The organism is Paracoccus stylophorae (assembly GCF_028553765.1).
GTDB classification, from domain to species: Bacteria; Pseudomonadota; Alphaproteobacteria; order Rhodobacterales; family Rhodobacteraceae; genus Paracoccus; species Paracoccus stylophorae.
The window spans coordinates 992,747-1,018,729 of the sequence record NZ_CP067134.1 but is presented as its reverse complement, the minus strand read 5'-3'; the positions used below and the strand labels follow the sequence as shown (position 1 = coordinate 1,018,729).

Here is a 25,983-nt window from a genome sequence, read left to right as displayed (position 1 = left end):
ATCAGACCAGATGCCGGGGGATCGGCGTGTCCCAGCTTTGGTCCCGCACCAGCACCTCACCCTCCCACGCCCGCAGCCGGGCGACGATGCGAAACGTGTTCCGGTCGCCGGTCAGGCGGGTGGTCGTGACCGTCTTCACCGACCAATCGTTGCGGCGCATCTCGTGCGTCCAGACGACCTCTCCCTCGGCCGAAACGGGGTCGTCGGGAAGCACGGAATACCGTTCGCGCCCCTCGGACGAATGATACAGATCATGCGCGTCGATAAGGGCCGCCCCCTCGTGATTGCGGATCAGGACCGTCACCCGCCCGGTGTCGCGATCCTCTTCCACCGTCCACTCCGCCGCCGGCGTGACGTGATAGGTGGCGTCCAGCGGCGCGGCGGCGCGGGGCGGGGCAAAGTCCGGCACCCGGATGCCGTCATCCGCACGGATCGGCAGATCAAGCCGGGACCGGCCCGGCAGCACGGTCAGCGTCGCCGGTTCCGGCGTGGGCCAGGCCAGCGGGAAATAGCTGCTGGAGACCGCGAGGCGAATCCGGTGGCCCGCGCGGAAAGTCTGCGCCACGTGTTTCAGCGGAACCCGGATTTCGTAATCGCGACCGGGTTCCAGCGGCGCGGGATCTTCGTGGCCGTCCCGGTGGGTCAGGTTCAGAAGCCCATAGCTGACCCGCGTGGCCGCCCCGTCGGGCGCCACATCGACCAGCCGCGCCGCGACCTGCGCCACCGGCCGGTCCGACCGCAGCGTCAGGGTCAGGCACGCATCGCCGGCAATGTCCACATCCGCGTCCAACGGCGCGGTGTCAAAGACAAGGCTGCCGGCATCGTCGCGCCGCTGATCGCCGGGCTGGTCGCCGGGCAAGGCATAGGAACACCATTTGCCGCCCTGCACGCCGACCCAGAACGGCGATCGGATGGTCATGGCCGCGTCCGGCAAGGCGGCACCCTCGGCCGCCATACGCCCGTCCGATCCCAGGGCAAAGCCGGTGCGGGTCACGTGGGGCGAGGGCCAGGCGGGTTCGGTGATCCAGCGTCCGTCCCGGTGCGCGTAATGGCTGCGGGGCGCGGCGTGATCCTGCAGATACAGCCGCAGGGGCGGCTCGTCCATGATGCCGGTCTCGCGACCCTTCAGCCAGTGATCCCACCAGCGCGTCTCTTCGGTCAGCCAGTCGATGGCCGGTCCGGGCTCGCCCAGATGGGGGTATTTGTGCGCCCACGGACCGACGAGCCCCTTGACCGGGCCTTTCAGGTTCTGGACAAGCCGGAACACCGACCGGCAATATCCGTCCGCCCACCCGCTGACGGCATAGACCGGCACCTCGATGGCGGAAAAATCCTCGCAGACCGAGCCGTGTTGCCAGAATTCGTCGCGGGTCTGGTGCGCAAGCCAAGTTTCCAGCCACAGGCCCGATCCGTCAAGCCGCGCCGTCCACATGTCGCGCCAGCGGTCGCCGACATGCGCGGGATCGGGGGGCAGCGTGTTGATGCCGAACATCACCGATGCCCAGGACAGCTGTTCGCACAACAGCGTGCCGCCCATGTAATGGATGTCGTCGGCATAGCGGTCGTCGGTGGAACAGATGGTCACCACGGCCTTCAACGCCGGCGGGCGCAGCGCCGCGATCTGCAGCCCGTTGAACCCGCCCCAGGAAATTCCCACGATGCCGACGCCGCCATCGCACCAGGGCTGATCGGCGATCCACGCGATCACGTCGCAGCCATCCTGCAATTCGATAGGGGTGTATTCGTCCTCCATCACGCCCTCGGATTCGCCGGTGCCGCGCAGATCGACGCGGACATAGGCGTAGCCCTGCGCGGCCAGCCACGGCGCGCGGGCGTGGTCGCGTTCCAGCGTCTTGTCGTTCTTGCGATAGGGGATGTATTCAAGGATCGCGGGCACGGGCCGCGCCTCGGCGCCCTCGGGCATCCAGATGCGGGCGGCAAGCCGCGTGCCATCGGGCATCGCGATTTCGACATGCTCGATCTCCCGCACATCGCGGGGCAGTTCGGTATCGACCTTCATTCAGGCTCTCGATGCTTTGGGGACATGGCTGTCTGCCCGCTTATCGCCGCGGGAACGGGCGAAGTCCACCGGCCCGCCGGACTATTCCGCGATGTCGGTGAACTCGTAATTCAGCCGCTTCATCACCTGCTCGTAATTCCACAGCAGTTTCGAGGTCTTGTGCGCCCCCATCCAGACCGAGGCGACGGCAAAGCTGTAGGCGTCCTGTTCGGGCAGTTCCGACAGCTTCATGTTGCGCGACACGTAAGAGGTGATGCGCGTCCCCGGCACCTGTTCGGCCGCGACCTCGATTTCGGCGCGCGACGGCACGCGGGCCACGGTCGCGTCGGTGAAGAACACGCGGTAAAAGAACTCGGCCGCGACCTCTTGCGGGCCTTCGCCCCGCGGCATGTCCGGTCTGCGCCCAAGACCCAGGTCGATGGTCACCTGCTGGTGGCTGACGCCGTCCACCATCTCGAACAGATCGCAATGCGACTGGGCGATGCGGGTGTTGATCTCCAGCAGCCAGATCTTGTTCTGCACCTCGTCCCAGTAATACTCGATATTGAAGCCCGCGTTGTCATAGCCGATATGGCCCATGATCGTGCGGGTAATCTCGTGCATCTTGTCCTGCACGCGTCTGGGCAGCGTGGAAGGATAGAGATAGTAGAAGAAGCTGAGAACCTGCGGATAGCGGATCGAATCGACGGTGCCGTAGGGCACGACCTCGCCTTCGTAAACATAGCCCTCGACCGTGCATTGCCGCCCGCCGATCACCTGCTCGGCCATGCAGTAATGGCCCTCGACCGCCCGGATGTCGTCGGGCAGATCCGCCTGTTCCATGACATAGTTAAACGGCTCGGAAATCTGGCCGATCTCGGCGCGCAGCTTTTCGGTGGCGTAGTCGAAATCCTCGGGGCTGTCGATGCGAAAGCCCAGACGCGAGCCCGACGACTTGATCGGTTTCACGAAAAAGGGGAAACGCAGATCCGCCTCGCCGATCTTTGACAAGGCGTCGTCGTCGAAGGGGTCGAAGGCGGTGAATTTGGGCACGTGGTCGGGAATGGCCTCGGCCATGACCTTGCGCGACCAGTATTTATGTTCGCATTTCAACATGCTTTCCAGCGATGAATTGCGCACCCCGTATTTGCGGCACAGCAGCGGCAGCATGGTCGAGACGGGAAAATCGATATAGCCGACGATGGCGTCGATCGACCCGTCAAAGGCATCCAGCGTGTCTTCGGCCTCTTTCAGCATCGCGGGAATGTCGAATTCCTGCGTTTCCGACACCTGCGCCGGCGTCAGCAGCGGGTGGAACTGCACATCGTCTACCCCGCGCAGCCGTCTGAGGCGGTCGGCGTTCAATTCGTTCAGGCCGATGACGAACACGTTTCTGGTCATTCACTGTCCTTCCTGTCGCGTGGCAATCGCCGCGGCGGCGGCGGCGCACGCCCTGCCCCCGCACCGTCAGTCGTGGCGTGGTCAGGCCTGCGCCAGTTCGGCCTGCCGGGGAAAGCTGCGCCCCTTCAGCCGTTCGGTCGTGCCCTCGATGTCGTCGACCAGCAGCAACAGGAAATCGCCCGCCTCTGCCTGACCGATGGCCTGCGCCACCGCGTCGTGTTCGTCCATGATCGTTTCCACCTGCGCCGAGGTGCCGGCATTCGCCGCGCCGTCGTGGATCACCCTTGCGGTCTCGCCACGCGCGCGTCCGCGCGCATCGGTTTCATAGACATAGATCGTGTCGCACATCCGCGCCAGCTGCGCGCCCAGGGCTGCCAGATCCTCGTCCCGGCGATTGCCCGGCGCGGTCGCCACCGCGATCTTGCGCTGCGTGGCCAGCCCGTTCACCAACGGTTCCAGCGCGATCAGCGCCGGCACGTTGTGGCCATAGTCGATCAGGCACTTGACCCCGTCCGCCTCGAAATAATTGGTGCGGCCCGGCATCTGGGCCGGCGTCGGATGGAAGGTCCGCAGCCCGGCGCGGATATCGTCGATCTCGATCCCGTGGGCCACGGCCGCGGCGGCGGCGGCCATGGCGTTCTGCACGTTGAAGGGCGCATGACCCTCGAACGCGATGGGGACATCGTTGACCTCGACGATCTCGACCGTGACCTTGCCGCGCAAGAGCACGATTTTGCCGTTCCTGACGGTCAGGACCATGCCCAGATTTTCCAGATGTTCCGTCAGCGCCGGGTTCTGGGGGTCCATGGTGAAATAGATGATCTCGCCGCGCGCCCAATGGGTGCCGTGTTCCATCACCAGCGGATCGTCGGCGTTCAGCACGCAATAGCCGCCCTCGCGCTTGACCGCATCGACCACGACCGTCTTGCAGCGGGCCAGTTCGTCCAGCGTGTGGATGTCCCGCTCTCCCAGGTGGTCGGAGGCGATGTTCAGCAGCACGCCGACATCGCATTCGTCAAAGCCCAGCCCCCGGCGCATGATGCCGCCGCGCGCCACCTCCAGCACGGCATGTTCGACCGTGGGTTCGCGCAGCACCGCCTGCGCCGCCGCCGGGCCGGAATAATCGCCGCGCAGGATCACGTTGTTGTCGATCTCGACCGTGCCGGTGCAGCCCATGCCGACCGACCATCCGGCCTGCCGCAGGATATGTGCGGTCAGCCGCGTGGTCGTGGTCTTGCCGTTGGTGCCGGTGATCGCGGTGATGGGGATGCGGCCGTCGTCGGTGGGATCGGGAAACAGCATCTCGACCACGTGCTGGCCCACCGGGCGCGGCGTGCCGTGGGTGGGCGACATGTGCATCCGAAAGCCGGGGCCCGCGTTCACCTCGACCACGCCGGCCGATTGCCGGTCCAGCGGCAGATGCAGGTTTTCGGCCAGCAGATCGATGCCGATGATGTCCAGCCCGACCAGCCGCGCGATCCGTTCCATCGCGAATTTCACCTCGGGGTGCACCTCGTCGGTCAGATCGGCCGCGGTGCCGCCGGTCGAGATATTGGCCGTGGATTTCAGAAACGCGATCTCGCCCTTGGGCAGCACGGTGTCCAGCCCGTGGCCGGCCTGTTCCAGCATCCGGTGGGTCTGTTCGTCCACATGGATCTGGGTCAGCAGGTTTTCGTGGCCGACGCCCCGGCGCGGATCGCTGTTCTCGACGTCGATCAGCTGCTGGATCGTGCTTTTTCCGTCGCCCGTCACATGGGCGGGACGGCGGCGCGCGGCGGCCACCAGTTTGCCGCCGATCACCAGCATCCGGTGATCCTCGCCCCTGATATAGCTTTCGACGATGACCCCGCCGTAATCGTCCCGCGCCCGCGCGACGGCGGCGTCATAGCCCGATCTGAGATCTTCGACCGAGGCGATGTCGGTGGTCACGCCGCGCCCGTGATTGCCCGACAGCGGCTTGGTGACGACGGGCCAGCCGATCCACTCGGCGGCCGCCTGCGCGTCCTCGAACGAATGGCACACCTGCCCGCGCGGCACCGGCACGCCGGCATCGGCCAGGATCTGCTTGGTCCATTCCTTGTCGTCCGCGATCGAGTGGCCGATGATCCCCGAGGCATCGGTGACCGTGGCCTGGAACCGGCGCTGTTTGATGCCGTGGCCCAGCTGGGTATAGCTGGTGCCCTCAGTCAGGTTGTAGGCGGGGATGTTGCGCTCCTTCGCCGCGTTGACGATGGCCCCGGTCGAGGGGCCAAGCGCATTGGCGTCGCGGATCTGTTTCAGGCGGTCGATGATCGGCGCCAGATCGACATCCTTTCCGTCGTAAAGATCCTGAACCACCTGCACCGCAGCCTCGCCCGCGGCGATGCCGCTGGCCTCGTCGCGGTAACGATAGACGACGTTGTAGATGCCGGGGTCATAGCTGTCGACGGTCTTGCCGTAACCGACCGAGAACCCGACAAGATTCTGCAACTCGATGGCCACGTGCTCGACCATGTGGCCGGCCCATGTGCCGCTGCGGACGCGTTGCAGAAAACCGCCCGGCTCTCCGACCGAACAGCGGTGATCGTAGATGCCGGGGATCAGGTCGCGAAGCTTTTCGGCGATACCCGGCACCTTGTCGCTGGGCCGGTCCTCAAGTTCCTCGATGTCCAGCCGCATGTAGATGGCCGGATAACGGCTGTAATAGTTCGGGCCGCGCAGGGCGCGATGTTCAAGAATATTCAATCTTATGCTCCAGGCTCTTGGCCCTGAGCTCTTCCGGTCCCAGGACTCGCCGGTCCGTCAGGCTGTATCCACAGCCATCGACCAGCGCATGCATGATGACGTTGTTGACGCTGACCGCCTCACCGTCTGCGAGATCGAAGACATTCGAACCGGTAACCTGCGAACTGTCAACGACGATCACATGCCCCGGACCGAAGACGCGCATCACGTCGTCCTCGAACAGGACGGCCGCATCCTCGCCCAGACCGATGCCCAGATATTCGGGATTGGTCGCGCCGATTTCCATCAGCCGCGAGAATCGTCCGCGTTCCAGAAAATGCGTGTCGATGATGACGCCGGGCACCAGCCCGAACCCGGCGGTCATCCGGACCGCGCCCTTGCGCAGGGAATCGTTTGCCGCCCCGCCATAAACCATCGTCTGCGACTGGCAGGCCGCCCCCGCGCTGGTGCCGGCGATCACCGCGCCCTCGGCATGGCGCGCGCGGATCGCGTCCATCGCGGCGGTCGCGCCCAGAATGTTGGTCAGCCGCATCTGGTCCCCGCCCGAGATGAAGATGACATCCGAACGCCGGATCATGTCGACGATGGCGTCGGACGCCGCCTCCTCGCGCTGGCGGATGCGGATATCCAGCACCTCGGCTTCGCTGATGGCGGAAAAGACGGTGCGATAGGATTCATAGACATCGCCGGGGATGCTGCTGGCGGTGGTGATGACGCCGACCACCGGCGCCTCTTTTCCCGACATCGCCAGAACGCGGCGCAGGATGTCGGCACGGGACGTCTTGTCCTCGGCCCCCCCGATCGCGACAAGCGGTCCCTTGGTGCCAGACTTGGTGGGCAGGCTCATCTTCTGCGCTCCGTTCCTCATGCGGGGACGTTATATGGTATGTCCGGCTATCGCCACCCTGCCAATCGACCGGAATCGGCGCTCGGGTTTGACGCCGCCCCGCCGATCGGTCACATCAGGGTCATCGGCGCAACTTTCACGACACCGCGTCGTCACGCGCCGTCAGATCGGAGACAGGATGACACAGGGTTTCAGCCTTGCGATCCATGGCGGCGCCGGCGTGATGCCGCGCGACCGCATGACCCCGCAGCGCGAGGCACAGCATCACGCCGCCCTGTCCCGCGTGCTGGACGCGGGCGAGGCGGTGCTGTCGCAGGACGGCACGGCGCTGGATGCTGTGACGGCGGCGGTCTGCGCGCTTGAGGACGAGCCGCTTTACAATGCCGGCCGCGGCGCCGTCTTCACCCGCGACGGCCGGCAGGAAATGGACGCCGCGCTGATGGACGGCCGCGACCGCAGCGCAGGCGCCGTCGCCGGCCTGTTCGGGCCGAAGAACCCGATCCTGGCCGCCCGCGCCGTGCTGGAACGGACCAGCCACGTGCTGATGATCGGCGACGGCGCCCTGTCCATCGCGCGCGAGGCGGGGCTGGCGTTCCGCGACGCCGACTATTTCCGCACGCCAGAGCGTTGGGACGCCCTGCAAGAAACGTTGCGCATGGAGCAGGCCGGCACGCTGGACGACGATCCGGCACGCCGCCACGGCACGGTCGGCGCAGTGGCGCGGGATCGTCACGGTGCGCTTGCGGCGGCAACCTCGACCGGCGGGATGACGGCGAAACGCTCGGGCCGCGTCGGCGACAGCCCGATCATCGGCGCGGGCACTTTCGCCGACAACGCGACCTGCGCGATATCGGCCACCGGCGACGGAGAGATGTTTCTGCGGCTGTGCGTGGCCCACGAGATCGACGCCCGCATCCGCCTTGCCGGCGTGTCGATGGAACACGCCGCCGAGCGGGTCGTGCTGACCGACCTGACGGCCATCGGCGGCTCGGGCGGGCTGATTGCGGTGGATCGTGACGGCACCGTTGCCATGCCCTTCAACTGCGAGGGGATGTATCGCGGCTGGATCGTCGAAGGCCACGACCGGCAGACCGCGATCTATTGACGGCGCATCAGGCCGTTCCGGCCCGCCAGACGCGAGCCTGTCAGAGGGCGTCATCGCGCCTGATTTTCGGGAAGATGATGGTGCGGTCGAGAAGACTCGAACTTCCACTCCGGTTAAGGAACAGCGACCTCAACGCTGCGCGTCTACCAATTCCGCCACGACCGCATCCGGGCAGTAGGCCGGCTATTATCCGAGGCGGGGATGGATGAAAAGACCTTTCTTGGGGCGCGCGCGCCGCTTGACGGCAGCCCCGGTTCCGGTCAGATCGCGCCCATGGCAGAGTGGATCATCAGCGAGGGCCTGACCGATTACGAGCATGCGGTGGCGTTCATGGAGGCGCGCGTGGCCGCCATTCACGCAGGCACCGCGGATGAGCTGATCTGGCTGGTCGAACATCCGCCCCTTTATACCGCAGGCACCAGCGCGCGCGACGCGGATCTGCTTGACGCGCGGTTCCCGGTCCATGCGGCAGGGCGCGGCGGGCAGTATACCTATCACGGACCCGGCCAGCGGATCGTCTATGTGATGCTGGATCTGAACCGGCGCGGGCGCGACGTGCGGGACTTCGTGGCGCGGCTTGAACGCTGGATCATCGCCGCATTGGCGGAATTCGGCGTGACCGGCGAAATCCGCGAAGGGCGCGTGGGCGTGTGGGTGACGCGGCCCGAAAAGCCGCCCCTGGCCGACGGCAGCCCGCGCGAGGACAAGATCGCCGCCATCGGCGTCAAGCTGCGCCGCTGGATCAGCTTTCACGGCATGGCGATCAATGTAGAACCCGATCTGTCGCATTACGGCGGCATCGTGCCCTGCGGCATCAGCGGGCACGGCGTGACCAGCCTGGTCGATCTGGGTCTTCCGGTCGGGATGACTGATCTGGATGCGGCGCTGAGGAACTGTTTCCCTCGGATATTCGACGACGAAATTTGATCTGGCGCCCGCGTTCCGGACATGGTCACATCTGCGGTGCGACCTTGAGGCGTCTGGGAGTTCGAGGGTCCACGCCATATACAGGTCGTCAGAGATCCAGTCTTTGAACAAGCGAGGATACACGAATGAAAATCGCGATCATCGGCACGCTTCTTGGTGCCGCCCTGGCCATGCCGGCGCTTGCGCAGGATGGCGATGCCGCAAACGGCGAAAAGGAATTCCGCAAATGCAAGGCCTGTCACATGATCCAGTCGCCTGACGGCGAGGACATCGTGAAAGGCGGCCGGACCGGTCCGAATCTTTACGGGATCGTCGGCCGCGAGGCCGCCAGCGAGGAAGGATTCAAATATTCCGACGCGCTGATCGAGCTGAGAGAGGCAGGAGAGGTCTGGACGCCCGAGGATCTGGTCGGCTACATGACCGATCCGAACATGTTCGTTCAGGAAAAGACTGGCGACGATTCGGCCCGGACCAAGATGACCTTCAAGCTGAACAAGAATCAGGAAGACGTCGCGGCGTTCCTGGCCAGCCATTCGCCCGACGCGCCGGCCGCGGACTGATCCTCGCGCGACCGGGTGCGGCGATCGGCCGCATTCATGTGACGATGGCGCCTCCGCGGAATCTGATATTCTTGCGGAGGCGTTCAAATTTGCGACAGCGCGACACATTGCCCGGTGCGCGTCGCTGGTCTAAAAGAAGCGCGGAACACCGCCGGTCTGCCAGACCGGCTCGACGACATACAGGGGAGTTCGGGTATGGCAGACGCAGCCGCTCATGGCCACGAAGACCATCACGACCAACGCGGGTTCTTTACCCGCTGGTTCATGTCTACCAATCACAAAGACATTGGTATCCTTTATCTTTTCACGGCCGGTGTGGTCGGTCTGATCTCGGTCTGCTTCACCGTCTACATGCGGATGGAACTGCAGCATCCCGGCGTGCAGTACATGTGCCTTGAAGGCGCGCGCTTCATTGCCGATTCGACCGCCGAGTGTACGCCGAACGGCCATCTGTGGAACGTCATGATCACCTATCACGGTGTGCTGATGATGTTCTTCGTCGTGATCCCGGCCCTGTTCGGCGGTTTCGGCAACTATTTCATGCCGCTGCATATCGGCGCCCCGGACATGAGCTTTCCGCGGCTGAACAACCTCAGCTACTGGATGTATGTCGTCGGCGTCTGCCTGGGCATCGCCTCGTTGCTGGCGCCGGGCGGCAGCCAGCAGATGGGGTCGGGCGTGGGCTGGGTGCTGTACCCGCCGCTGTCCACGACCGAGGGCGGATATTCGATGGATCTGGCGATCTTCGCCGTCCACGTCTCGGGTGCGTCGTCGATCCTGGGCTCGATCAACATCATCACCACCTTCCTGAACATGCGCGCGCCCGGCATGACGCTGTTCAAGGTGCCGCTGTTCGCCTGGTCGGTGTTCATCACCGCCTGGATGATCCTGCTGGCCCTGCCGGTGCTGGCCGGCGCCATCACCATGCTGCTGATGGACCGCAATTTCGGCACCAACTTCTTCAACCCGGCCGGCGGCGGCGATCCGATTCTGTATCAGCACATCCTGTGGTTCTTCGGCCACCCGGAAGTCTATATCATCATCGTGCCGGGCTTCGGCATCATCAGCCACGTAATCGCCACCTTCTCGAAAAAGCCGATCTTCGGCTATCTGCCCATGGTTCTGGCGATGGCGGCGATCGGGTTGCTGGGCTTCATCGTCTGGGCGCACCACATGTACACGGTCGGCATGTCGCTGACGCAGCAAAGCTATTTCATGCTGGCGACGATGACCATCGCGGTGCCCACCGGCATCAAGGTGTTCAGCTGGATCGCGACGATGTGGGGCGGCAGCGTCGAGTTCAAGACGCCGATGCTGTGGGCCTTCGGGTTCCTGTTCCTGTTCACCGTCGGCGGCGTCACCGGCGTCGTCATCGCCCAGGCGCCGCTGGACCGCGTCTATCACGACACCTATTACATCGTGGCGCATTTCCACTATGTTATGTCGCTTGGCGCGATCTTTGCGATCTTCGCGGGGATCTATTACTGGATCGGCAAGATGTCGGGCCGGCAATATCCCGAATGGGCCGGAAAGCTGCATTTCTGGGCCATGTTCATCGGGTCGAACCTGATCTTCTTCCCGCAGCATTTCCTGGGCCGTCAGGGCATGCCGCGCCGCTATATCGACTATCCGGTCGAGTTCGCGTTCTGGAACAATGTCAGCTCGATCGGGGCCTATATCAGCTTTGCCTCGTTCCTGTTCTTCATCGGCGTGGTGTTCTACACGCTGCGCGCCGGACAGCGCGTCAACGTGCCGAACTACTGGAACGAGTATGCCGATACCCTGGAATGGACCCTGCCCTCGCCCCCGCCCGAACACACGTTCGAGCAGCTGCCGAAGCGGTCCGACTGGGATCGCGGCCACGCCCACTGATGCCTTATGAATGGCACGATACGGCCCCGGACGATTCCGGGGCCGTTTCACATGAGCTGCATGTCTGGCCCTATCGGTCGCTGCCGGTGAAAGGCTTTGTCTGGTTCATCGCCGTGACCGCCGGCCTGCTGGCGCTGCCGTTGCTGGCGGTGCTGGGCACGACGATCCTGTGGGGGTTGCTGCCCTTCATGGCGCTTTCCGTCGGGGGGCTGTGGTTCGCCCTGCAACGCAGCTATCGCAGCGGCAGGACGCATGAACACCTGATCATCACGCGCGACCGGCTGGCCCTGCGAAGACAGGATGTGGGCAGCCCGGATCGGGTGTGGGTGACGAACCCCTACTGGGTGCGCGCCGCCCTGCGCGACGGCCCGGTCGAGGCTTACCTGACCCTGACCGACGGGCAGCGCGAGGTGGAGTTGGGCGCGTTCCTCACCCCCGAAGAACGCCGCAATCTGTGCGATCAGGTGCAGAAAAGGCTGGCCGGTCTGCGATAGGCCGGGTGGGCGCGTCCGGTTGAGCAAAAACAGAAGGAGGCTGTCCACCCTGTCAGGCGGGCAAGCCGTTCATCCGTTTCGCCGCGCCCTCGGACACTCAGTCGTCGCCGTCGACATGTTCGGGCAGACCATCGAGGTCGGTCGAGGCGAAATCCTCCAACTCGTCCTCGGACATGCTGTCATACATCTGCCGCGACGCGCCCTGCAATTCGCTGACCTTGGTGTCGCCGCGCTTGGCGGACAGGGCCGCGCCCGCGGCGCGTTGCTGGGCTTTGGATTTTGCTGGCATGTTGCACCTCCTGCCGCTGTAACGCCGGCAGGGCGCGGCCGGTTGCCTCAGTGCAGCAGGCGCTGCTTGACCATCGGGCCGACGACGCCAAGATCCATCTGCCCGGCATGGCGGCTGCGCAGTTCCGCCATCACCCGCCCCATGTCGCGCACGCCGGTCGCGCCCAGATCGCCGATGGCGGCGTCGATGGCGGCGGCGGATTCCGCCTCGGACAGCTGCCGGGGCAGGAATTCCTGGATGATGGCGATTTCCTGTTCTTCCTGCGCGGCCAGTTCCAACCGCCCGCCCTCTTCATACGCCTTGGCCGATTCCTGGCGCTGCTTGACCATCCTCGACATGATCGCGACCAGATCGGCTTCGGTCATCTCTCCGCCCTCGCCGTCGCCGCCGCGCAGCGCGATCTCGCGGTCCTTTACCGCCGCGCCGATCAGCCGCAGCGTGGATAGCCTTGTGCTGTCCCTGGCTTTCATGGCTTCCTTTGTGGCGGCTTGCAGTCTGGCTCGCAGGTCCATCAGACACTCTCCCGAAGGTTCCGCGGCGCAACGAAGGGTCCCGCACGCCGGAAAGCAGGCCATCTAAGCTCGACGCGCCGCGAAATCAAGCCGGCAGGCGCCGCCCGTCCGCCTTGACCTTCCGCCCCGCCGCCCCTATTCACCGGCTGATTTCAGTCCAGAGGTGCCGACATGGCCACGAAACCGACCGCCTGCCTTGCGCTTGCCGACGGAACCGTCTTTCACGGCCACGGTTTCGGCGCCACGGGCGAGGTGGTGGCGGAACTGGTCTTCAACACCGCCATGACCGGCTATCAGGAGATCATGACCGACCCGTCCTATGCGGGCCAGATCGTGACCTTCACCTTTCCCCATATCGGGAATACCGGCGTCACCGCCGAGGATGACGAGGCCGCCGATCCCGTCGCCAGCGGCATCGTGGTGCGGTGGGACCCGACGCAGCCGTCGAACTGGCGCGCGGCGGGAAACCTGCCCGACTGGATGGCGCGGCGCGGCCGGATCGGCATCGGCGGGGTGGATACCCGGCGTCTGACCCGCGCCATCCGCCGGCAGGGCGCCCCCCATGTCGTGCTGGCCCACGATCCGGACGGGAATTTCGACATCGAGGCGATGATCGCGCGCGCCCGCGACTGGCCGGGTCTGGTCGGCATGGATCTGGCGCGCGAGGTTAGCTGCGCCCAAAGCTATCGCTGGCAGGAAGGCGCCTGGGAATGGGGCGAGGGGTTCGGCACCCTGACCAAGGACCGGCCGTTCAAGGTCGTGGCGCTGGATTACGGAGCCAAGCGCAACATCCTGCGCTCGCTGGTCGCGCATGGCGCCGACGTCACCGTGCTGCCCGCCACCGCGACCGCCGATGAGGTGATGGCCCACGAGCCCGAAGGTGTGTTCCTGTCGAACGGGCCGGGCGATCCTGCGGCGACGGGCGAATACGCGGTGCCGATGATTCGCGACCTGCTGGGCCGCGACCTGCCGATCTTCGGTATCTGTCTGGGCCATCAGATGCTGGCGCTGGCCCTTGGCGGCCGCACCGTCAAGATGAGCCATGGCCATCACGGCGCGAACCACCCGGTCCGCGACAACGATACCGGCAAAGTCGAGATCACGTCGATGAATCACGGCTTTGCGGTGGACGGCCAGACCCTGCCCGATGGCGTCGTGGAAACCCATGTCAGCCTGTTCGACGGCAGCAATTGCGGTTTGCGGGTCACGGACAAGCCGGTCTTTTCCGTGCAGTATCATCCCGAGGCCGCGCCCGGCCCGCAGGACAGCGGCTATCTGTTCGACCGTTTCGCCGACGCGATGCGCGCCCGCCGCGACTGATCGGGCGGTTTCTTTCCGTTTAACCTCTTCTTAACTGCGGCCATGACAAGACTGGGCGTTCCCGAAAGGAATCGCCCATGCTGAAAGCCGCATTGCCGACCCCGACCCCGCCCCCGCACCCCGCGCCCGATTCTGCGCCGGATTCTGCGGCCGTGGCGCTGGCGGCGCGCAATCCGCAGCCTCTGGGTCAGATCCTGCTTGAGGATGGGGCGGTCGAACCCGGGCATCTGCTGAAGGCCGTGGTCATGCGGCAGCGGCAGAAGACGCGGCTGGGCCAGATCCTTCTGTCGCAGGGATGGGTCACGCAGGACGCGCTGATGCGCGCCCTGTCGCGGCAATGGCGCACGACTGCGGTCGATCCCTCGGCCACGCCCGCCGATCCCCGGCTGATCGACGCCGCAGGCGCGGGTTTCTGCCTCGCCAACGGCATCCTGCCCTGGCGCCGGATTGGCGGCGTCACCTGGATCGCCACCGCCCGCCCCGAGGATTTCGCGGCGCTGCGCCCCGCCCTGCCCGACGGGTTCGGCCAAATCCGCATGTTGCTGTGCAGCGAGGCGCAGGTGCAGGACGCGATCCTTGCCACCCGGCGCAGCGCGATGATCCGCATGGCCGAACTGCGCGTCCCCGAAAGCGAAAGCTGCCGCACCCGCAACGAACGCTGGAGCGGTGAGGTGGCACTGGCGCTGATGGCGACGGTCGCGCTGGGCATGTGGCTGGTTCCGATCTGGGTGCTGTCGGTGCTGACCGGCTGGGCCGCGCTGACGCTGGTGGCGCAGACCGGGCTGAAGCTGGGCGCCTTCTGCGCGGCGCTGCGCATCCGGGCCGAAAGTCGCCGGATCGGTCAGGACGCGCAGGCGGGGCGGCTGGTCGCGCGGCAGATGGATGCGGCGCTGCCGGTGATTTCGGTGATGGTGCCGCTGTTCAAGGAAAGCGACGTGGCCGGCAAGCTGGTCGCGCGGCTGGCGCGGCTGGATTATCCGCGCGAGCTGACCGACATCCTGCTGGTGATCGAGGCCGACGATTCGGTGACACGATCCGCGCTTGAGGGCGCGTGCCTGCCCGCGTGGCTGCGCGTGATCGAGGTGCCCGAGGGGCGCATCCAGACCAAGCCGCGGGCGCTGAACTATGCGCTGAATTTCGCGCGGGGCGAGATCGTCGGCGTCTGGGACGCCGAGGACCGTCCCGATCCCGATCAGCTGCACAAGGTCGCGCGCGGCTTTCACTTCGCCGCCGACGACGTGGCCTGCCTGCAAGGCGCGCTGGATTACTACAACCCGCGCACCAACTGGCTGGCGCGGTGTTTCACTGTCGAATATGCGGCCTGGTTCCGGGTTCTGCTGCCCGGCGTGGCGCGGATGGGGCTGGTCGTGCCTCTGGGCGGGACCACGCTGTTCTTTCGCCGCGACGCGCTGGAGGCGGTCGGCGCGTGGGACGCCTGGAACGTGACCGAAGACGCCGATCTGGGTGTCAGGCTGGCCCGGCGCGGCTGGCGCACGCAGATCCTGGAGACCACCACCGACGAAGAGGCGAATTGCCGCGCCCTGCCCTGGGTCAAGCAGCGGTCGCGCTGGCTCAAGGGTTATGCGATGACATGGGGCGTGCATATGCGCGATCCGGTCCGGCTGTGGCGCGATCTGGGCGCGTGGCGGTTCTGGGGTTTCCAGATCCAGTTCTTCGGCACGCTGTCGCAATATCTGCTGGCCCCGATTCTGTGGAGCTTCTGGCTGCTCAGCCTCGGCCTGCCGCATCCGCTGCGCGAACCGCTGTCGGGCATCTGGGGCGGCCATGCGGCCACCGCGCTGTTCGCCATCTTCATCGTATCGGAACTGATAAGCATCGGTGTGGGCATGTGGGCCGTGCGGGGCGCCAAGCACCGACATCTGATGGCGTGGGTGCCGACGCTGCATCTGTATTTCCCGCTTGGCTGCCTGGCCGGCTGGAAGGCGATCTATGAGGTCGTGGTCAAGCCGTTCTATTGGGACAAGACCGCGCATGGCATCTATGACGCGACCGAAACGGACATCGCGGCCCCGGCGGCGGCGGAGGGCACCACCAGGTTGCCGGTGCTGGGCCAGATCGGCGGACGTTCCATGGCTGAGGCGGCGGCGCAGGCCGCACGGCCCGCCCCGGTCACCCTTGTCGCCGCACGCGCGGTCGCCGAGCGCGAGGGCGATCCGGGATTGCAGCAGGCCACCGGATAACCGCGCGCGGGCGGGGCATCAGCCGGCCTGCGCGTCCGTGCGGGAAAGCTGCGCGTCCACGATCCCCGCCGCCTCCTCGGTCTGCGTCTCAAGCGTGTGGCGCAGCGCCTCCAGATCGTCGCAGCCGGTTTCCCGCAGCAGGAACTCCTGACCGCCGAAGCCGATATCGTCCATGTCCAGCGGCCGGTCGGTCAGCAGCCGCCCCGAGGCGTGCAGCCGCCACAGAAACCGCCAGATCGATGACAGCCGGTCCGACCGGTCCTTGTCGATCAGGCCGGCGCGGACGCCCGCGCGCAGCTGCGCCAGCGTTCCGCGCGCCCCGTCGCCCGCGCGTAGGGCGAGGGACTGGGCCAGCAGCTCGATGTCCTGAAGCCGGCCGGGACCGATCTTGGCCTCCCATTGCCGGTCCGGGGCCTTGGCCGCAAAGATGCGCGCCCGCATCTGCGCAAGATCGGGCATCACCAGGTCCTCGTCTCCGCGCTGGCGCAGCACCTGAAGACGCAGGGCTTCGATCCGTCCGGCCAGCGCCTCGGAGCCCGCGCCGGCCCGCCCGACCGTCCGCGCCCGCGTCAGCGCCAGATGCTCCCATGTCCAGGCATCGGTCATCTGGTAATTCTCGAAGCTCTGGATTGAGGTGGCGACCGGCCCCTGGCGGCCCGACGGACGCAGCCGCATATCGACCTCGTAAAGCCGCCCCCGTGCGGTCGGCGCCGACAGCGCCGTGATCGCGGCCTGTGTCAGCCGGGCGTAATAGGGCCTTGTCGCCAGCGGCCGGGGACCGTCGGAACTGTCCACGCCGTCGGCGTCATAGATCACGATCAGGTCGAGATCCGAGGCTGCGTTCAGCATCCGCGCGCCAAGCGAGCCCATCCCCATCACCACCGCGCCGTTGCCCGGCGGCGCGCCGTGACGGCGCGCTAAATCGGCCACCACGACCGGAAACAGCGCCGCGACACAGGCATCGGCCAGATCTGCATATTGCAGCCCCGCCTCGTCGGCGTCGATCAGGCCGCGCAGATGGTGCACGCCGATGCGGAAATGCCATTCATGCGCCCATCGCCGCGCGGCATCCAGCGCGCGTTCATAGCCGCCGTCCGGCGCGTCCAGCGCGGCTTGCAGCGCGGCCTGCAATTCCTGTTGCAGCCCCGCGACACCCGGCCACGGCGCAAAGAAGCTGCCGCCCAGAACCGCGTCCAGCACGGCCGAATGACGCGCCAGATAGCTGGCCAGCCCCGGGGCGGTTCCGCAGATATCGACGATCAGTTCGATCAGCTGCGGATTGGCGTCGAACAGCGAGAACAGCTGCACCCCCGCCGGCAGGCCCGACAGGAAGCTGTCGAACCGGCTCAGCGCCTCTTGCGGGTGGCCGGTGCGCGCCATCCTGTCCAGCAATTCCGGCTCGACCCGGCGAAAGATCTGCTGCGCGCGCGCCGAACGCAGGGCCGGGTATCCCTGCCAGCGGTCGATGATCGCGCGCGATTCGTCGGACAGCTGCGGGCGTTCGGCCACCTCGCCGGGCGCAAAGAACGATTCGGTCAGCTCGTGCACCCGTTCCAGCCGCGTCTTCAGCCCTGCCGACCACTCGTCCACATCGTCGCGCCCCATCAGCGCCGCGATCGTCGCCAGCCCGTCGCGATCGCGCGGCAGATGATGGGTCTGCGCGTCGTTGACCATCTGGATGCGGTGCTCGATCTCGCGGTGCTGGCGATAATGGTCGGTCAGTTCCGCCGCGATCTCGGCTGCGATCCAGTCCCGCGCCGCCAGCGCCGCCAGCCCGCCCACCGTGTCGCGGCATCGCAGTTCCGGCTCTCGTCCGCCGGCGATCAGCTGGCGGGTCTGGGTGAAGAACTCGATCTCGCGGATGCCGCCGCGGCCCAGCTTGAGGTCGTGGCCGGCAACCTCCAGCCGCCCGCCCAGCCCCTTGTGGTCGCGGATGCGCAGCCGCATGTCGTGGGCGTCCTGGATCGCGGCGAAATCCAGATGCTTGCGCCAGACAAAGGGGCGCAGCTCGTCCAGAAAGCGTTGCCCCGCCGCGATGTCGCCCGCCGCCGGCCGCGCCTTGATGAAGGCCGCGCGTTCCCATGTCCGCCCCTCGGCCTCGTAATAGGCCAGCGCCGCGGCGGTCGAGATGCAGACCGGCGTGACCGAGGCGTTGGGGCGCAGCCGCAGATCGGTGCGAAACACATAGCCGTGTTCGGTCACGTCCGACAGCGTCGCGGCCATCCGTCGCGTGGCGCGGATCAGGCAGGCGCGCGCCTCTTGCCGGTCATCGGCGTCATAGGCGGTCTCGTCGAACAGCACGATCAGGTCGATATCCGAGCTGTAGTTCAATTCGCGCGCCCCGCCCTTGCCCATCGCCAGCGCGATGACGCCGCCGGCCGGCGCGTCGGTCGGGGGCAGCTTGCCGCGCCGCGCCTCGTGCGCGACATGGACGCGCAGCGCCAGATCGACGGCCCGGTCGGCCAGATCCGACAGCGCGCCCGTTACCCGTTCCAGCGTCCAGACCCCGCCCAGATCGGCCAGCGCGACCTGCAACGCGACCCGGCGCTTGGCGCGGCGCAGCGCGACACCCAGCAAGGCGGCATCCAGATCCTCGAACCCCGCCGTCTCGCGCGCCACGACATCGTCGTGATCCAGTGCGCCCGACCGCAGCCAGTCGGCCTCGCTCTCGATCAGGCCCGCCAGATAGGGGCTGCTGCCGGCGGTGCCCGAAAGCAGGTCGGTCAGCGGTTGGGGCAGATCTGAAAACCGCCTGGCGATGCGGCCGGCGCGGTCGCGGTCCACGGGCAGCGGCAGGCGGTCGATGGCGGCAGCGAAATCCATGCCGGCCAGACTAGCCGAAGCCGACGTTACGTCAACGCGAAGCCGATTGCCGGCCGGGATCGCAAGACCCGGTGAGGTTAACCCTTTCCCCGCTTGGCGCATCGGAAATTCGTTGCTAGGCTTTTGCCCAGTCCAACCCTTCACGCAAAGACAGATCCGCGTCCCAGGCATGATCAGTTCCGTTCTGTCCATATTCCGCACGGACCGCGCCTGATGCGCCATACGGTCCCGCATGCGCCGCAATTCTATGTGACGGCCCCGCAGCCCTGCCCGTATCTGCACGGCCGGGCCGAACGGAAGCTGTTCACCGCGCTGCATGGCGACAACGCGGCCGAACTGAACAACGCGCTGTCGCGGCAGGGTTTCCGCAGATCGCAGAACGTGCTGTATCGGCCCAGCTGCGAAAGCTGCGTCGCCTGCATGTCGGCGCGCATCCGGGTCGCGGATTTCACCGCCTCGCGCACGCAGCGCCGGCTGCTGCGCCGGAACGAGGGGTTGCGCCGGATCGCCACCAGCGCCTGGGCCACCGAAGAGCAGTTCGATCTGTTCCGCAGCTATCTGGACCGGCGCCACGCCGATGGCGGCATGGCCGACATGGACATCTTCGAATTCGCCGCCATGATCGAGGAAACGCCGGTCAAGACCCGCGTGATCGAATATCGCTGCGACGGGCGCGATCCTGCCCGGCTGCTGGCCGGCGACGATCATCTGGCCGCGGTGTGCCTGACCGACGTGCTGGATGACGGGCTGAGCCTTGTCTACAGCTTCTATGACCCCGGCCTGCGCGCCGCCAGTCTGGGCACCTATCTGATCCTCGACCATATCGAGATCGCGCGCGCCGCGAACCTGCCCTATGTCTATCTTGGTTATTGGGTGCCCGGCAGCCGCAAGATGGATTACAAGGCCCGCTTCTCGGCGCTGGAAATCTACAAGGGCGGGGTCTGGCAGGACATCGGCAACCCCGAGGATCATTGCAGCGAGGCCCATCCGCTGTCGGTCGATCCGATCGTGGAACAGGTCGCCCGGATCGCGCTGCCGCAGTTCGACCGCTGACATCTGACGGGTCGCGAAAGAATATTACAAAAATCGGCGCCGATACGTCACTTTATCCGCCAAACCCCATTGACCCTGTCGGGCCACATCCATAGTTTGCGCCGACTCCCGGCAGGTTCGCTTGCCGGGTCCGGTTCATATCTGATGGAGTGAAGAAGATGTCCCGAACGATGACGGGTGCGAGAATGGTGGTCGAAGCGCTGCGCGATCAGGGCGTCGATACCGTATTCGGCTATCCGGGCGGGGCGGTGCTACCCATCTACGACGAGATCTTTCAGCAGAACGACATCACCCATGTGCTGGTCCGCCACGAACAGGGCGCGGTCCACATGGCCGAAGGCTATGCGCGCTCGACCGGCAAGCCGGGCGTCGTTCTGGTGACGTCCGGACCCGGTGCCACGAACGCGGTCACCGGGCTGACCGACGCGCTGCTGGATTCGATCCCGCTGGTCGTGCTGTCGGGACAGGTTCCGACCTTCCTGATCGGCACCGACGGCTTTCAGGAGGCGGACACGGTCGGCATCACCCGCCCCTGCACCAAGCATAACTGGCTGGTGAAGGACCCGGGCAAGCTGGCCGAGACGATCCACAAGGGGTTTCACGTCGCCACATCCGGGCGGCCCGGCCCGGTGCTGATCGACATTCCCAAGGATGTGCAGTTCGCGACGGCGGAATATGTCGGCCCCAAACAGGTCGAACCGGCCCGCTATCAGCCGGTGCGCAAGGGCGATACTGCCGCGATCACCCGGCTGGTCGAGCTGATCGAACAGGCGGAACGGCCGATCCTGTATACCGGCGGCGGCGTCATCAATTCCGGCCCCGGCGCCAGCCAGCTTCTGCGCGAACTGGCCGACGCCACCGGTATTCCCGTCACCTCGACGCTGATGGGGCTGGGCGCCTATCCCGCATCGGGGCGCAACTGGATCGGGATGCTGGGGATGCACGGCCTGTACGAGGCCAATCTGGCGATGCACGACTGCGATCTGATGATCAATCTGGGCGCGCGCTTCGATGACCGGATCACCGGCCGGGTCGCGGATTTCAGCCCCGGATCGGTCAAGGTCCATGTCGATATCGACCCGTCCTCGATCAACAAGGTCATCCGGGTCGATCTGCCGATCATCGGCGATGTCGGCCACGTCCTGGAAGATTTGCTGAAGATCTGGAAATCGCGCGGGCGCAAGGTCAACACGGCCGCGCTTGGCCAATGGTGGGAACGGATCGAGGGCTGGAAATCCAAGAACTGCCTGTTCTTCCGCAACAGCGACAAGATCATCAAGCCGCAGCACGCGCTGCAACGGCTTGAGGCGCTGACGGCGGATCACGACCGCTATGTCACGACCGAGGTCGGTCAGCATCAGATGTGGGCGGCGCAGTATCTGGGCTTCGACGAGCCGAATCGCTGGATGACGTCGGGCGGGCTGGGAACCATGGGCTATGGTCTGCCGGCGTCGATCGGCGTGCAGATGGCCCATCCCGACGCGCTGGTGATCAACGTGGCGGGCGATGCAAGCTGGCTGATGAACATGCAGGAAATGGGCACGGCGGTGCAGTTCCGCCTGCCGGTCAAGCAGTTCATCCTGAACAACGAAAGGCTGGGCATGGTGCGCCAGTGGCAGCAATTGCTGCACGGCGAACGCTATAGCCAGTCGTGGTCGGACAGCCTGCCCGATTTCGTCAAGCTGGCCGAGGCGTTCGGATGCAAGGGCGCGCAGGTCCGCGACCCCAAGGACCTGGACGACGCGATCCGGCAGATGATCGACTATGATGGCCCGTTCATCCTGGATGTGCTGGTCGAAAAGCACGAGAACTGCTTTCCGATGATCCCGTCCGGCCGGCCGCATAACGAAATGTTGCTGGGCGAGGCCGAGACGCAAAGCGTGATCGAATCGCAGGGCGCGGTTCTGGTCTGAGGCGATGGCGCGGGGCCGCGGCCCCGTCACCATCCGGGTATTTCCGCAAAGAAGAAAAGGGCGGGCGATGAACGCGTTGAACATCCAGAAGGGCATGTCGAGCCATTCGGCCTATGATTTGCGCGATCCGAATGACGAGATCGAGGAAAGTCACACGCTTGCCGTGCTGGTCGAGAACGAACCGGGCGTGCTGGCCCGGGTGATCGGCCTGTTTTCGGGACGCGGCTATAACATCGACAGCTTGACCGTAGCCGAGGTCGATCACACCGGTCACCAGTCGCGCATCACCGTCGTCACCCGGGGAACGCCCGAGGTGATCGAGCAGATCAAGGCGCAGCTGGGCCGGATCGTGCCGGTGCACGAGGTTCACGACCTGACCGTCGAAGGTCCGACCGTCGAACGCGAACTGGGGCTGTTCAAGGTGCACGGGCAAGGCGACAAGCGGGTCGAGGCGCTGCGGATCGCCGAGATTTTCCGCGCCAACGTGGTCGATTCGACGCTGGAAAGCTTTGTCTTCGAACTGGTCGGCACCCCGTCCAAGCTGGACGCCTTTGCCGATCTGATGCGGCCACTGGGATTGTCGGAACTGGCGCGGACGGGGGTTGCGGCGCTGTCGCGCGGGGTCTGACGCCGAACCCTAGCGTCCGGCGGCCGAACGGGCGGGATGAAGACGCCGGTCGTCCCGCCGGTCGTGGCCCGCAGTTTCCTGCCGGGTCGAGACAAGCCGCAGATGGTTTTCCTGCGCCGGCGGCGCTGCCGCGCTGCGCAGCAATTCCGGCAGTTGCGGGCATCCCTGTTCGGACAGCACCGACACCTGCCGGGCATGGCGCAGATCGCCGATCGGCTGGCAGTCAAGCTCCAGCAGGTCGCCGGGGACCGGCCAATACGACGAATCGACCAGATCCTGACGCCCCTGCAGATAGGCAAGCGATGCCTGATCCTCGCACCAGATCACGGCCTTTTCGCGTGCCGCATTGCTCCAAACAACTACCCCGATCATGGGCACCCCTTTGATTTCCCGTCCGGACATCCCTGACGATGTCAACCGCAGCCCTGCGCTTATGTGCGCGCTAAAGGCGAATAAAGCAGAAATCCGCCGACATTCCAGTTTTTTCTCTCCACAGCGGGGAATTTTTTACCAGTCGGTTCAGTGAACGGCCATTCAATTCACGCAACCTTTTGCGATACCGACATAATTCGGGCGGAAATCGAGGCCAGTTCGGACCGGTGCGACTCCAGTGCAACAGCGTCCTGGCTGTAGATCAGCATCTTCTTGGACAGGTCCGCCATCGACTTGCCGTAAAGTTGTGGCGAAATTTCGCCCAAGGCCAGCAGGATCTGCTGCAGGCTTCGCTGCACCTGAAAATTCGCCGCCCCGTCGCGCGCGACGGGCAGAAAGCTTTCCTCCAGCATCTCGTCGACGGTCAGGGACGGCACGAACAGCCGCGGATACTCGATCACCGGCGGCATGTCGCCCTGCCAGGTCTGCATCACCTTCAGCATGTGACCGGATGCCAGGATCGCGGTGCCGGGATCGTTGATGCCGGGCGACAGCGCGCGCTGCGCGATCTCGGACAGGACCTGAAGACCGAAACGGGGGTCCTGCTGAAAATCGCGGGTGTCGCGAATCGTCATGCAAGCCAGCAGGCGGTCGCGCAGCTTGTCCGCCTTTTCGGCATCCTGCGGCATCGGATGGGCGGACAGAACCGGTGTCGCCGGGCTGAGAAAATCGCCCGGCGTCGCGCGCAGATAGATCAGGATCTGCGCCTCGTCGGCCAGTTCCGACAATCGCGCCATATCGCAATGCTGAAGAAACCCCACCTCTTTCGGGCACAGCGCCTCGGCCTCGGGCGGGGGGGCGCCGCGCAGGGGATTGGCGCCCAGCCATGGCGCCTTCAGCCGTTCTTCCAGCGCCTCGATCGCGGCGGCGGTCACGCGGCCGATCGTGTCGCCCACCCGGCCCAGACGCCCCAGCTTGTCGATCCAGCGCAGCAGCGACACGACCACGACCAGCACGACCAGCAGCGTGACACCGAACAGCACAAGCCGCCCGGAATTGCCGTAAATCTCGGTCTTCAGCAGGATGATGCTGACCAGGCTGAACAGGAACGCGCCGATAAACGTCGCCAGCACCGTCTGGCTGACCGGATCGGCCACCAGCAGGCGCACCGCGCGCGGCGTCGCGGTCGTGCCGGCAGATGCATAGGCCCCGGTCAGGATCGACAGCGAAAACGTGGTCACCGCCAGCATCGAGGACGCGAGGATCTGAAGGATCGATTCGATCGCGTCCGCGCCGATCTGCGCGGGCAGATCGTCGGGAATGAAATCCTTGACCAGGAACGCGATCATGGCCGTCAGAATGCCAAGCACGGCAAAGGCGCTGACGCGGACCCAGGTCTGCTGCGCCAGTTCCCTTATCTTGAACCGCAGCTGACTGATCTCGCCCGCGCCGACCCCCATGCGGCTAGCGCACCAGACCCGCGCGCACATCCGCGACCGCGCGCGTCACCTGCGCCAGCCGCGCCGCGCGCGAGGGGTGGGTGCCCAGGATATGATCGCCCGGATCGGGAATCCGCTGGAAGAACCGCGCCCCGTTCACCGGATCGAACCCCGCATTCAGCGCCATGATGGCACCCAGATAATCGGCCTGAAGTTCCCAGTCGCGCGAATAGTATCGCGACCCCACCGAGGCGCCGATGCGCTGCGCGGTCTCGACCGCGGACTGGTTGACGCCATAGACCGACGCGATGCTGCCCAGGATCACCGCCCCGGCCGCCGCCGCGCCCGATTTGCGTTCAAGATGGTTCAGGATGTGGTGGCTGGCCTCGTGGCCGACGACGAAGGCGATCTCGTCGCCGTTGCGGGTGGCGGCGATCAGCGACAGGGTAAAGCCGATGATCGGCCGGCCGCGATCATCGACGGTCTGGAAGGCATTCGGCTCCAGCCCCGGGCGGTCGTCGATCACGAACTGGAAATCGCAGTTGATCGGCTGCGTCCGGCGCTGGATGCATTCGCGTTCGACCGCCGGTTCCATCCGGCGCATGACGGCGATGAAGGTGCGTGCGGTGCTTTCGGGGCTGCCATCGCTTTGCAGCGTGGGCGGCGGCACCGGGGCCGGCGCCTGCGGACGGCCGCCCGCCTGTTCGACCGGCATCGGCCCGCAGGCCGAAAGGCCCAGCAACCCTGCCAGAATGATCGCCCGAACCCGCCTTGTGCCGTTGTCCCTGCTCATCCGCGCCTCGTCATTCGTCTTGATACCGCGTTGCGGCGCGGCTTTGCGGGCAGCTTATCCTGCCGGTGGGGGCCGCGCAAACAGGTCGGGTTGCCGTATCGCCCGCTTCGCGCGATTGTCATGCAGATGCAAGGAGAGTTGGATGTTCACCATCGAACACGATTTCGACGCGACGGTGATCACGCTGATCGACGAGGCCGAGCCGCGGACCCGCCCCCTGAACGAGGATGTGGTGATCCTGACCTTCGACGACCGCGTGGTGATCGAACAGATGAGCCCGGACGGCAGCGAGGTCGCGCGGATCACCCTGACCATGCAGCAGCTGACCGAGCTGCGTCTGGCCCTGAACCTGCCCGAGGGCAATTACCGGATCGAGACCAGGGACGGCTAGTCCAGCCGAAAGACCTTATCGCGCGAGGTGGCGCCCCGGACCAGCACCAGCCGCGTCCGGGCGACCCCCATCGCCTTTGCCAGCAGCGCAGCGACCGCGGCGTTCGCCTTGCCATCCTCGGGCGGGGCGGTCACGTGGACGCGAATCGTTCCGTCCGCGTCAAGCTGAATCGCGTTCCGGCGGGCGCGCGGCGTCACGCGCAGGGCAATGCGCGCGCCGCCCCGGGCAAGATGGGTCAGATCGGTCATCCGCGCAGCCTTGCGCAAGGGCCGCGCGGGGGCAAGCCGGCTTGCGCGCCGCGCCCGTCTCTGGGAAAATTG

The 25,983-nt window shown here is 66.0% G+C and carries 22 protein-coding genes and 1 tRNA gene; 11 read left to right on the top strand and 12 right to left on the bottom strand.

All coding sequences use genetic code 11. The features are described from left to right. Position 1: 1 nt before the first annotated feature. The 4 genes from JHW45_RS05070 to JHW45_RS05055 form a co-directional block, all read right to left on the bottom strand. On the bottom strand, positions 2-2,020 hold the full coding sequence (locus JHW45_RS05070) for a CocE/NonD family hydrolase (RefSeq protein WP_272859854.1): 2,019 nt from the start codon (positions 2,018-2,020) through the stop codon (positions 2-4). Positions 2,021-2,101: 81 nt separating this feature from the next. Continuing rightward, positions 2,102-3,400, bottom strand: coding sequence for an ATP-grasp domain-containing protein (locus JHW45_RS05065; RefSeq protein WP_272859853.1), 1,299 nt, complete (start codon positions 3,398-3,400; stop codon positions 2,102-2,104). An 81-nt stretch (positions 3,401-3,481) separates the two neighbouring features. Then, positions 3,482-6,124, bottom strand: coding sequence for a cyanophycin synthetase (cphA, locus tag JHW45_RS05060; RefSeq protein ID WP_272859852.1), 2,643 nt, complete (start codon positions 6,122-6,124; stop codon positions 3,482-3,484). Then, complete coding sequence (locus JHW45_RS05055) at positions 6,111-6,971, bottom strand: cyanophycinase (protein ID WP_272859851.1); 861 nt, start codon at positions 6,969-6,971, stop codon at positions 6,111-6,113. Before JHW45_RS05055 ends, cphA begins: the two co-directional genes overlap by 14 nt. Before the next feature lie 178 nt (positions 6,972-7,149). On the opposite strand from JHW45_RS05055, the gene JHW45_RS05050 reads away from it, so the two are divergent. Then, positions 7,150-8,076 carry an isoaspartyl peptidase/L-asparaginase family protein gene (locus JHW45_RS05050; RefSeq protein ID WP_272859850.1) on the top strand — a complete coding sequence of 309 codons (927 nt, stop codon included), beginning with the start codon at positions 7,150-7,152 and terminating at the stop codon, positions 8,074-8,076. A gap of 78 nt (positions 8,077-8,154) precedes the next feature. Here the strand turns inward: JHW45_RS05050 and JHW45_RS05045 are convergent. Further along, positions 8,155-8,241, bottom strand: a tRNA-Leu gene (locus JHW45_RS05045). A 108-nt stretch (positions 8,242-8,349) separates the two neighbouring features. Between JHW45_RS05045 and lipB the strand changes: the two genes are divergently transcribed. The 4 genes from lipB (at position 8,350) to JHW45_RS05025 (ending at position 11,929) form a co-directional block, all read left to right on the top strand. Further along, entirely contained in the window at positions 8,350-9,003 is a 654-nt protein-coding gene (lipB, locus tag JHW45_RS05040) for a lipoyl(octanoyl) transferase LipB (protein ID WP_272860545.1), read from the top strand. A 125-nt stretch (positions 9,004-9,128) separates the two neighbouring features. Continuing rightward, entirely contained in the window at positions 9,129-9,563 is a 435-nt protein-coding gene (locus tag JHW45_RS05035; RefSeq protein ID WP_272859849.1) for a c-type cytochrome, read from the top strand. Between the two features lie 195 nt (positions 9,564-9,758). Continuing rightward, a complete protein-coding gene (locus tag JHW45_RS05030; protein WP_272859848.1) occupies positions 9,759-11,435 on the top strand; it encodes a cytochrome c oxidase subunit I in 1,677 nt (558 codons plus the stop codon). Next, positions 11,435-11,929, top strand: a complete 495-nt coding sequence (locus JHW45_RS05025; protein ID WP_272859847.1) for a DUF2244 domain-containing protein — start codon at positions 11,435-11,437, stop codon at positions 11,927-11,929. The genes JHW45_RS05030 and JHW45_RS05025 overlap by 1 nt, the downstream gene beginning before the upstream one ends. Positions 11,930-12,026: 97 nt before the next feature. On the opposite strand, the gene JHW45_RS05020 is transcribed toward JHW45_RS05025, so the two are convergent. Further along, positions 12,027-12,218 (bottom strand): DUF3008 family protein, encoded by a 192-nt coding sequence (locus JHW45_RS05020; protein WP_272859846.1) that lies wholly within the window; start codon positions 12,216-12,218, stop codon positions 12,027-12,029. A gap of 47 nt (positions 12,219-12,265) precedes the next feature. After that, positions 12,266-12,730 carry a GatB/YqeY domain-containing protein gene (locus JHW45_RS05015; RefSeq protein WP_272859845.1) on the bottom strand — a complete coding sequence of 155 codons (465 nt, stop codon included), beginning with the start codon at positions 12,728-12,730 and terminating at the stop codon, positions 12,266-12,268. Between the two features lie 171 nt (positions 12,731-12,901). Here JHW45_RS05015 and carA point away from each other — a divergent pair, with 171 nt between their 5' ends. Together carA and JHW45_RS05005 are read left to right on the top strand one after the other, a co-directional pair. Then, positions 12,902-14,050: a glutamine-hydrolyzing carbamoyl-phosphate synthase small subunit gene (gene carA / locus JHW45_RS05010; protein ID WP_272859844.1), complete on the top strand. Its 1,149-nt coding sequence runs from the start codon at positions 12,902-12,904 to the stop codon at positions 14,048-14,050. A 77-nt stretch (positions 14,051-14,127) separates the two neighbouring features. Continuing rightward, positions 14,128-16,251: a glycosyltransferase gene (locus JHW45_RS05005; protein WP_272859843.1), complete on the top strand. Its 2,124-nt coding sequence runs from the start codon at positions 14,128-14,130 to the stop codon at positions 16,249-16,251. Between the two features lie 18 nt (positions 16,252-16,269). Here JHW45_RS05005 and JHW45_RS05000 read toward each other — a convergent pair whose 3' ends face one another. Beyond that, the gene (locus JHW45_RS05000; protein ID WP_272859842.1) at positions 16,270-19,074 is read right to left on the bottom strand and encodes a bifunctional [glutamine synthetase] adenylyltransferase/[glutamine synthetase]-adenylyl-L-tyrosine phosphorylase; all 2,805 of its coding nucleotides are present in this window, start codon (positions 19,072-19,074) and stop codon (positions 16,270-16,272) included. Positions 19,075-19,287: 213 nt separating this feature from the next. Here JHW45_RS05000 and JHW45_RS04995 point away from each other — a divergent pair, with 213 nt between their 5' ends. From JHW45_RS04995 to ilvN, 3 genes are all read left to right on the top strand, one after another. After that, entirely contained in the window at positions 19,288-20,127 is an 840-nt protein-coding gene (locus tag JHW45_RS04995; protein ID WP_272859841.1) for an arginyltransferase, read from the top strand. A gap of 158 nt (positions 20,128-20,285) precedes the next feature. Beyond that, positions 20,286-22,040 carry an acetolactate synthase 3 large subunit gene (locus tag JHW45_RS04990; RefSeq protein WP_272859840.1) on the top strand — a complete coding sequence of 585 codons (1,755 nt, stop codon included), beginning with the start codon at positions 20,286-20,288 and terminating at the stop codon, positions 22,038-22,040. A gap of 67 nt (positions 22,041-22,107) precedes the next feature. Continuing rightward, positions 22,108-22,668, top strand: a complete 561-nt coding sequence (gene ilvN, locus JHW45_RS04985; protein ID WP_272859839.1) for an acetolactate synthase small subunit — start codon at positions 22,108-22,110, stop codon at positions 22,666-22,668. Between the two features lie 9 nt (positions 22,669-22,677). On the opposite strand, the gene JHW45_RS04980 is transcribed toward ilvN, so the two are convergent. From JHW45_RS04980 to JHW45_RS04970, 3 genes are all read right to left on the bottom strand, one after another. Then, positions 22,678-23,040 carry a hypothetical protein gene (locus tag JHW45_RS04980; RefSeq protein ID WP_272859838.1) on the bottom strand — a complete coding sequence of 121 codons (363 nt, stop codon included), beginning with the start codon at positions 23,038-23,040 and terminating at the stop codon, positions 22,678-22,680. A gap of 167 nt (positions 23,041-23,207) precedes the next feature. Then, the gene (locus JHW45_RS04975; protein WP_272859837.1) at positions 23,208-24,500 is read right to left on the bottom strand and encodes a DUF2254 domain-containing protein; all 1,293 of its coding nucleotides are present in this window, start codon (positions 24,498-24,500) and stop codon (positions 23,208-23,210) included. Between the two features lie 4 nt (positions 24,501-24,504). Continuing rightward, positions 24,505-25,272 (bottom strand): M48 family metalloprotease, encoded by a 768-nt coding sequence (locus JHW45_RS04970; protein ID WP_272859836.1) that lies wholly within the window; start codon positions 25,270-25,272, stop codon positions 24,505-24,507. Between the two features lie 142 nt (positions 25,273-25,414). Here JHW45_RS04970 and JHW45_RS04965 point away from each other — a divergent pair, with 142 nt between their 5' ends. Further along, positions 25,415-25,663: a hypothetical protein gene (locus JHW45_RS04965; protein ID WP_272859835.1), complete on the top strand. Its 249-nt coding sequence runs from the start codon at positions 25,415-25,417 to the stop codon at positions 25,661-25,663. On the opposite strand, the gene JHW45_RS04960 is transcribed toward JHW45_RS04965, so the two are convergent. Further along, complete coding sequence (locus JHW45_RS04960; RefSeq protein ID WP_272859834.1) at positions 25,660-25,911, bottom strand: DUF167 domain-containing protein; 252 nt, start codon at positions 25,909-25,911, stop codon at positions 25,660-25,662. The two genes, JHW45_RS04965 and JHW45_RS04960, sit on opposite strands and share 4 nt — an antisense overlap. Positions 25,912-25,983: the final 72 nt, after the last annotated feature.

Bases quoted from the DNA above. Each gene is read 5' to 3' on its own strand.
- JHW45_RS05070 (WP_272859854.1), bottom strand. From the start codon at position 2,020: ATGAAGGTCGATACCGAACTGCCCCGCGATGTGCGGGAGATCGAGCAT.
- JHW45_RS05065 (WP_272859853.1), bottom strand. From the start codon at position 3,400: ATGACCAGAAACGTGTTCGTCATCGGCCTGAACGAATTGAACGCCGAC.
- JHW45_RS05055 (WP_272859851.1), bottom strand. From the start codon at position 6,971: ATGAGCCTGCCCACCAAGTCTGGCACCAAGGGACCGCTTGTCGCGATC.
- JHW45_RS05050 (WP_272859850.1), top strand. From the start codon at position 7,150: ATGACACAGGGTTTCAGCCTTGCGATCCATGGCGGCGCCGGCGTGATG.
- lipB (WP_272860545.1), top strand. From the start codon at position 8,350: ATGGCAGAGTGGATCATCAGCGAGGGCCTGACCGATTACGAGCATGCG.
- JHW45_RS05035 (WP_272859849.1), top strand. From the start codon at position 9,129: ATGAAAATCGCGATCATCGGCACGCTTCTTGGTGCCGCCCTGGCCATG.
- JHW45_RS05030 (WP_272859848.1), top strand. From the start codon at position 9,759: ATGGCAGACGCAGCCGCTCATGGCCACGAAGACCATCACGACCAACGC.
- JHW45_RS05025 (WP_272859847.1), top strand. From the start codon at position 11,435: ATGCCTTATGAATGGCACGATACGGCCCCGGACGATTCCGGGGCCGTT.
- JHW45_RS05020 (WP_272859846.1), bottom strand. From the start codon at position 12,218: ATGCCAGCAAAATCCAAAGCCCAGCAACGCGCCGCGGGCGCGGCCCTG.
- JHW45_RS05015 (WP_272859845.1), bottom strand. From the start codon at position 12,730: ATGGACCTGCGAGCCAGACTGCAAGCCGCCACAAAGGAAGCCATGAAA.
- carA (WP_272859844.1), top strand. From the start codon at position 12,902: ATGGCCACGAAACCGACCGCCTGCCTTGCGCTTGCCGACGGAACCGTC.
- JHW45_RS05005 (WP_272859843.1), top strand. From the start codon at position 14,128: ATGCTGAAAGCCGCATTGCCGACCCCGACCCCGCCCCCGCACCCCGCG.
- JHW45_RS05000 (WP_272859842.1), bottom strand. From the start codon at position 19,074: ATGGATTTCGCTGCCGCCATCGACCGCCTGCCGCTGCCCGTGGACCGC.
- JHW45_RS04995 (WP_272859841.1), top strand. From the start codon at position 19,288: ATGCGCCATACGGTCCCGCATGCGCCGCAATTCTATGTGACGGCCCCG.
- JHW45_RS04990 (WP_272859840.1), top strand. From the start codon at position 20,286: ATGTCCCGAACGATGACGGGTGCGAGAATGGTGGTCGAAGCGCTGCGC.
- ilvN (WP_272859839.1), top strand. From the start codon at position 22,108: ATGAACGCGTTGAACATCCAGAAGGGCATGTCGAGCCATTCGGCCTAT.
- JHW45_RS04980 (WP_272859838.1), bottom strand. From the start codon at position 23,040: ATGATCGGGGTAGTTGTTTGGAGCAATGCGGCACGCGAAAAGGCCGTG.
- JHW45_RS04975 (WP_272859837.1), bottom strand. From the start codon at position 24,500: ATGGGGGTCGGCGCGGGCGAGATCAGTCAGCTGCGGTTCAAGATAAGG.
- JHW45_RS04970 (WP_272859836.1), bottom strand. From the start codon at position 25,272: ATGAGCAGGGACAACGGCACAAGGCGGGTTCGGGCGATCATTCTGGCA.
- JHW45_RS04965 (WP_272859835.1), top strand. From the start codon at position 25,415: ATGTTCACCATCGAACACGATTTCGACGCGACGGTGATCACGCTGATC.
- JHW45_RS04960 (WP_272859834.1), bottom strand. From the start codon at position 25,911: ATGACCGATCTGACCCATCTTGCCCGGGGCGGCGCGCGCATTGCCCTG.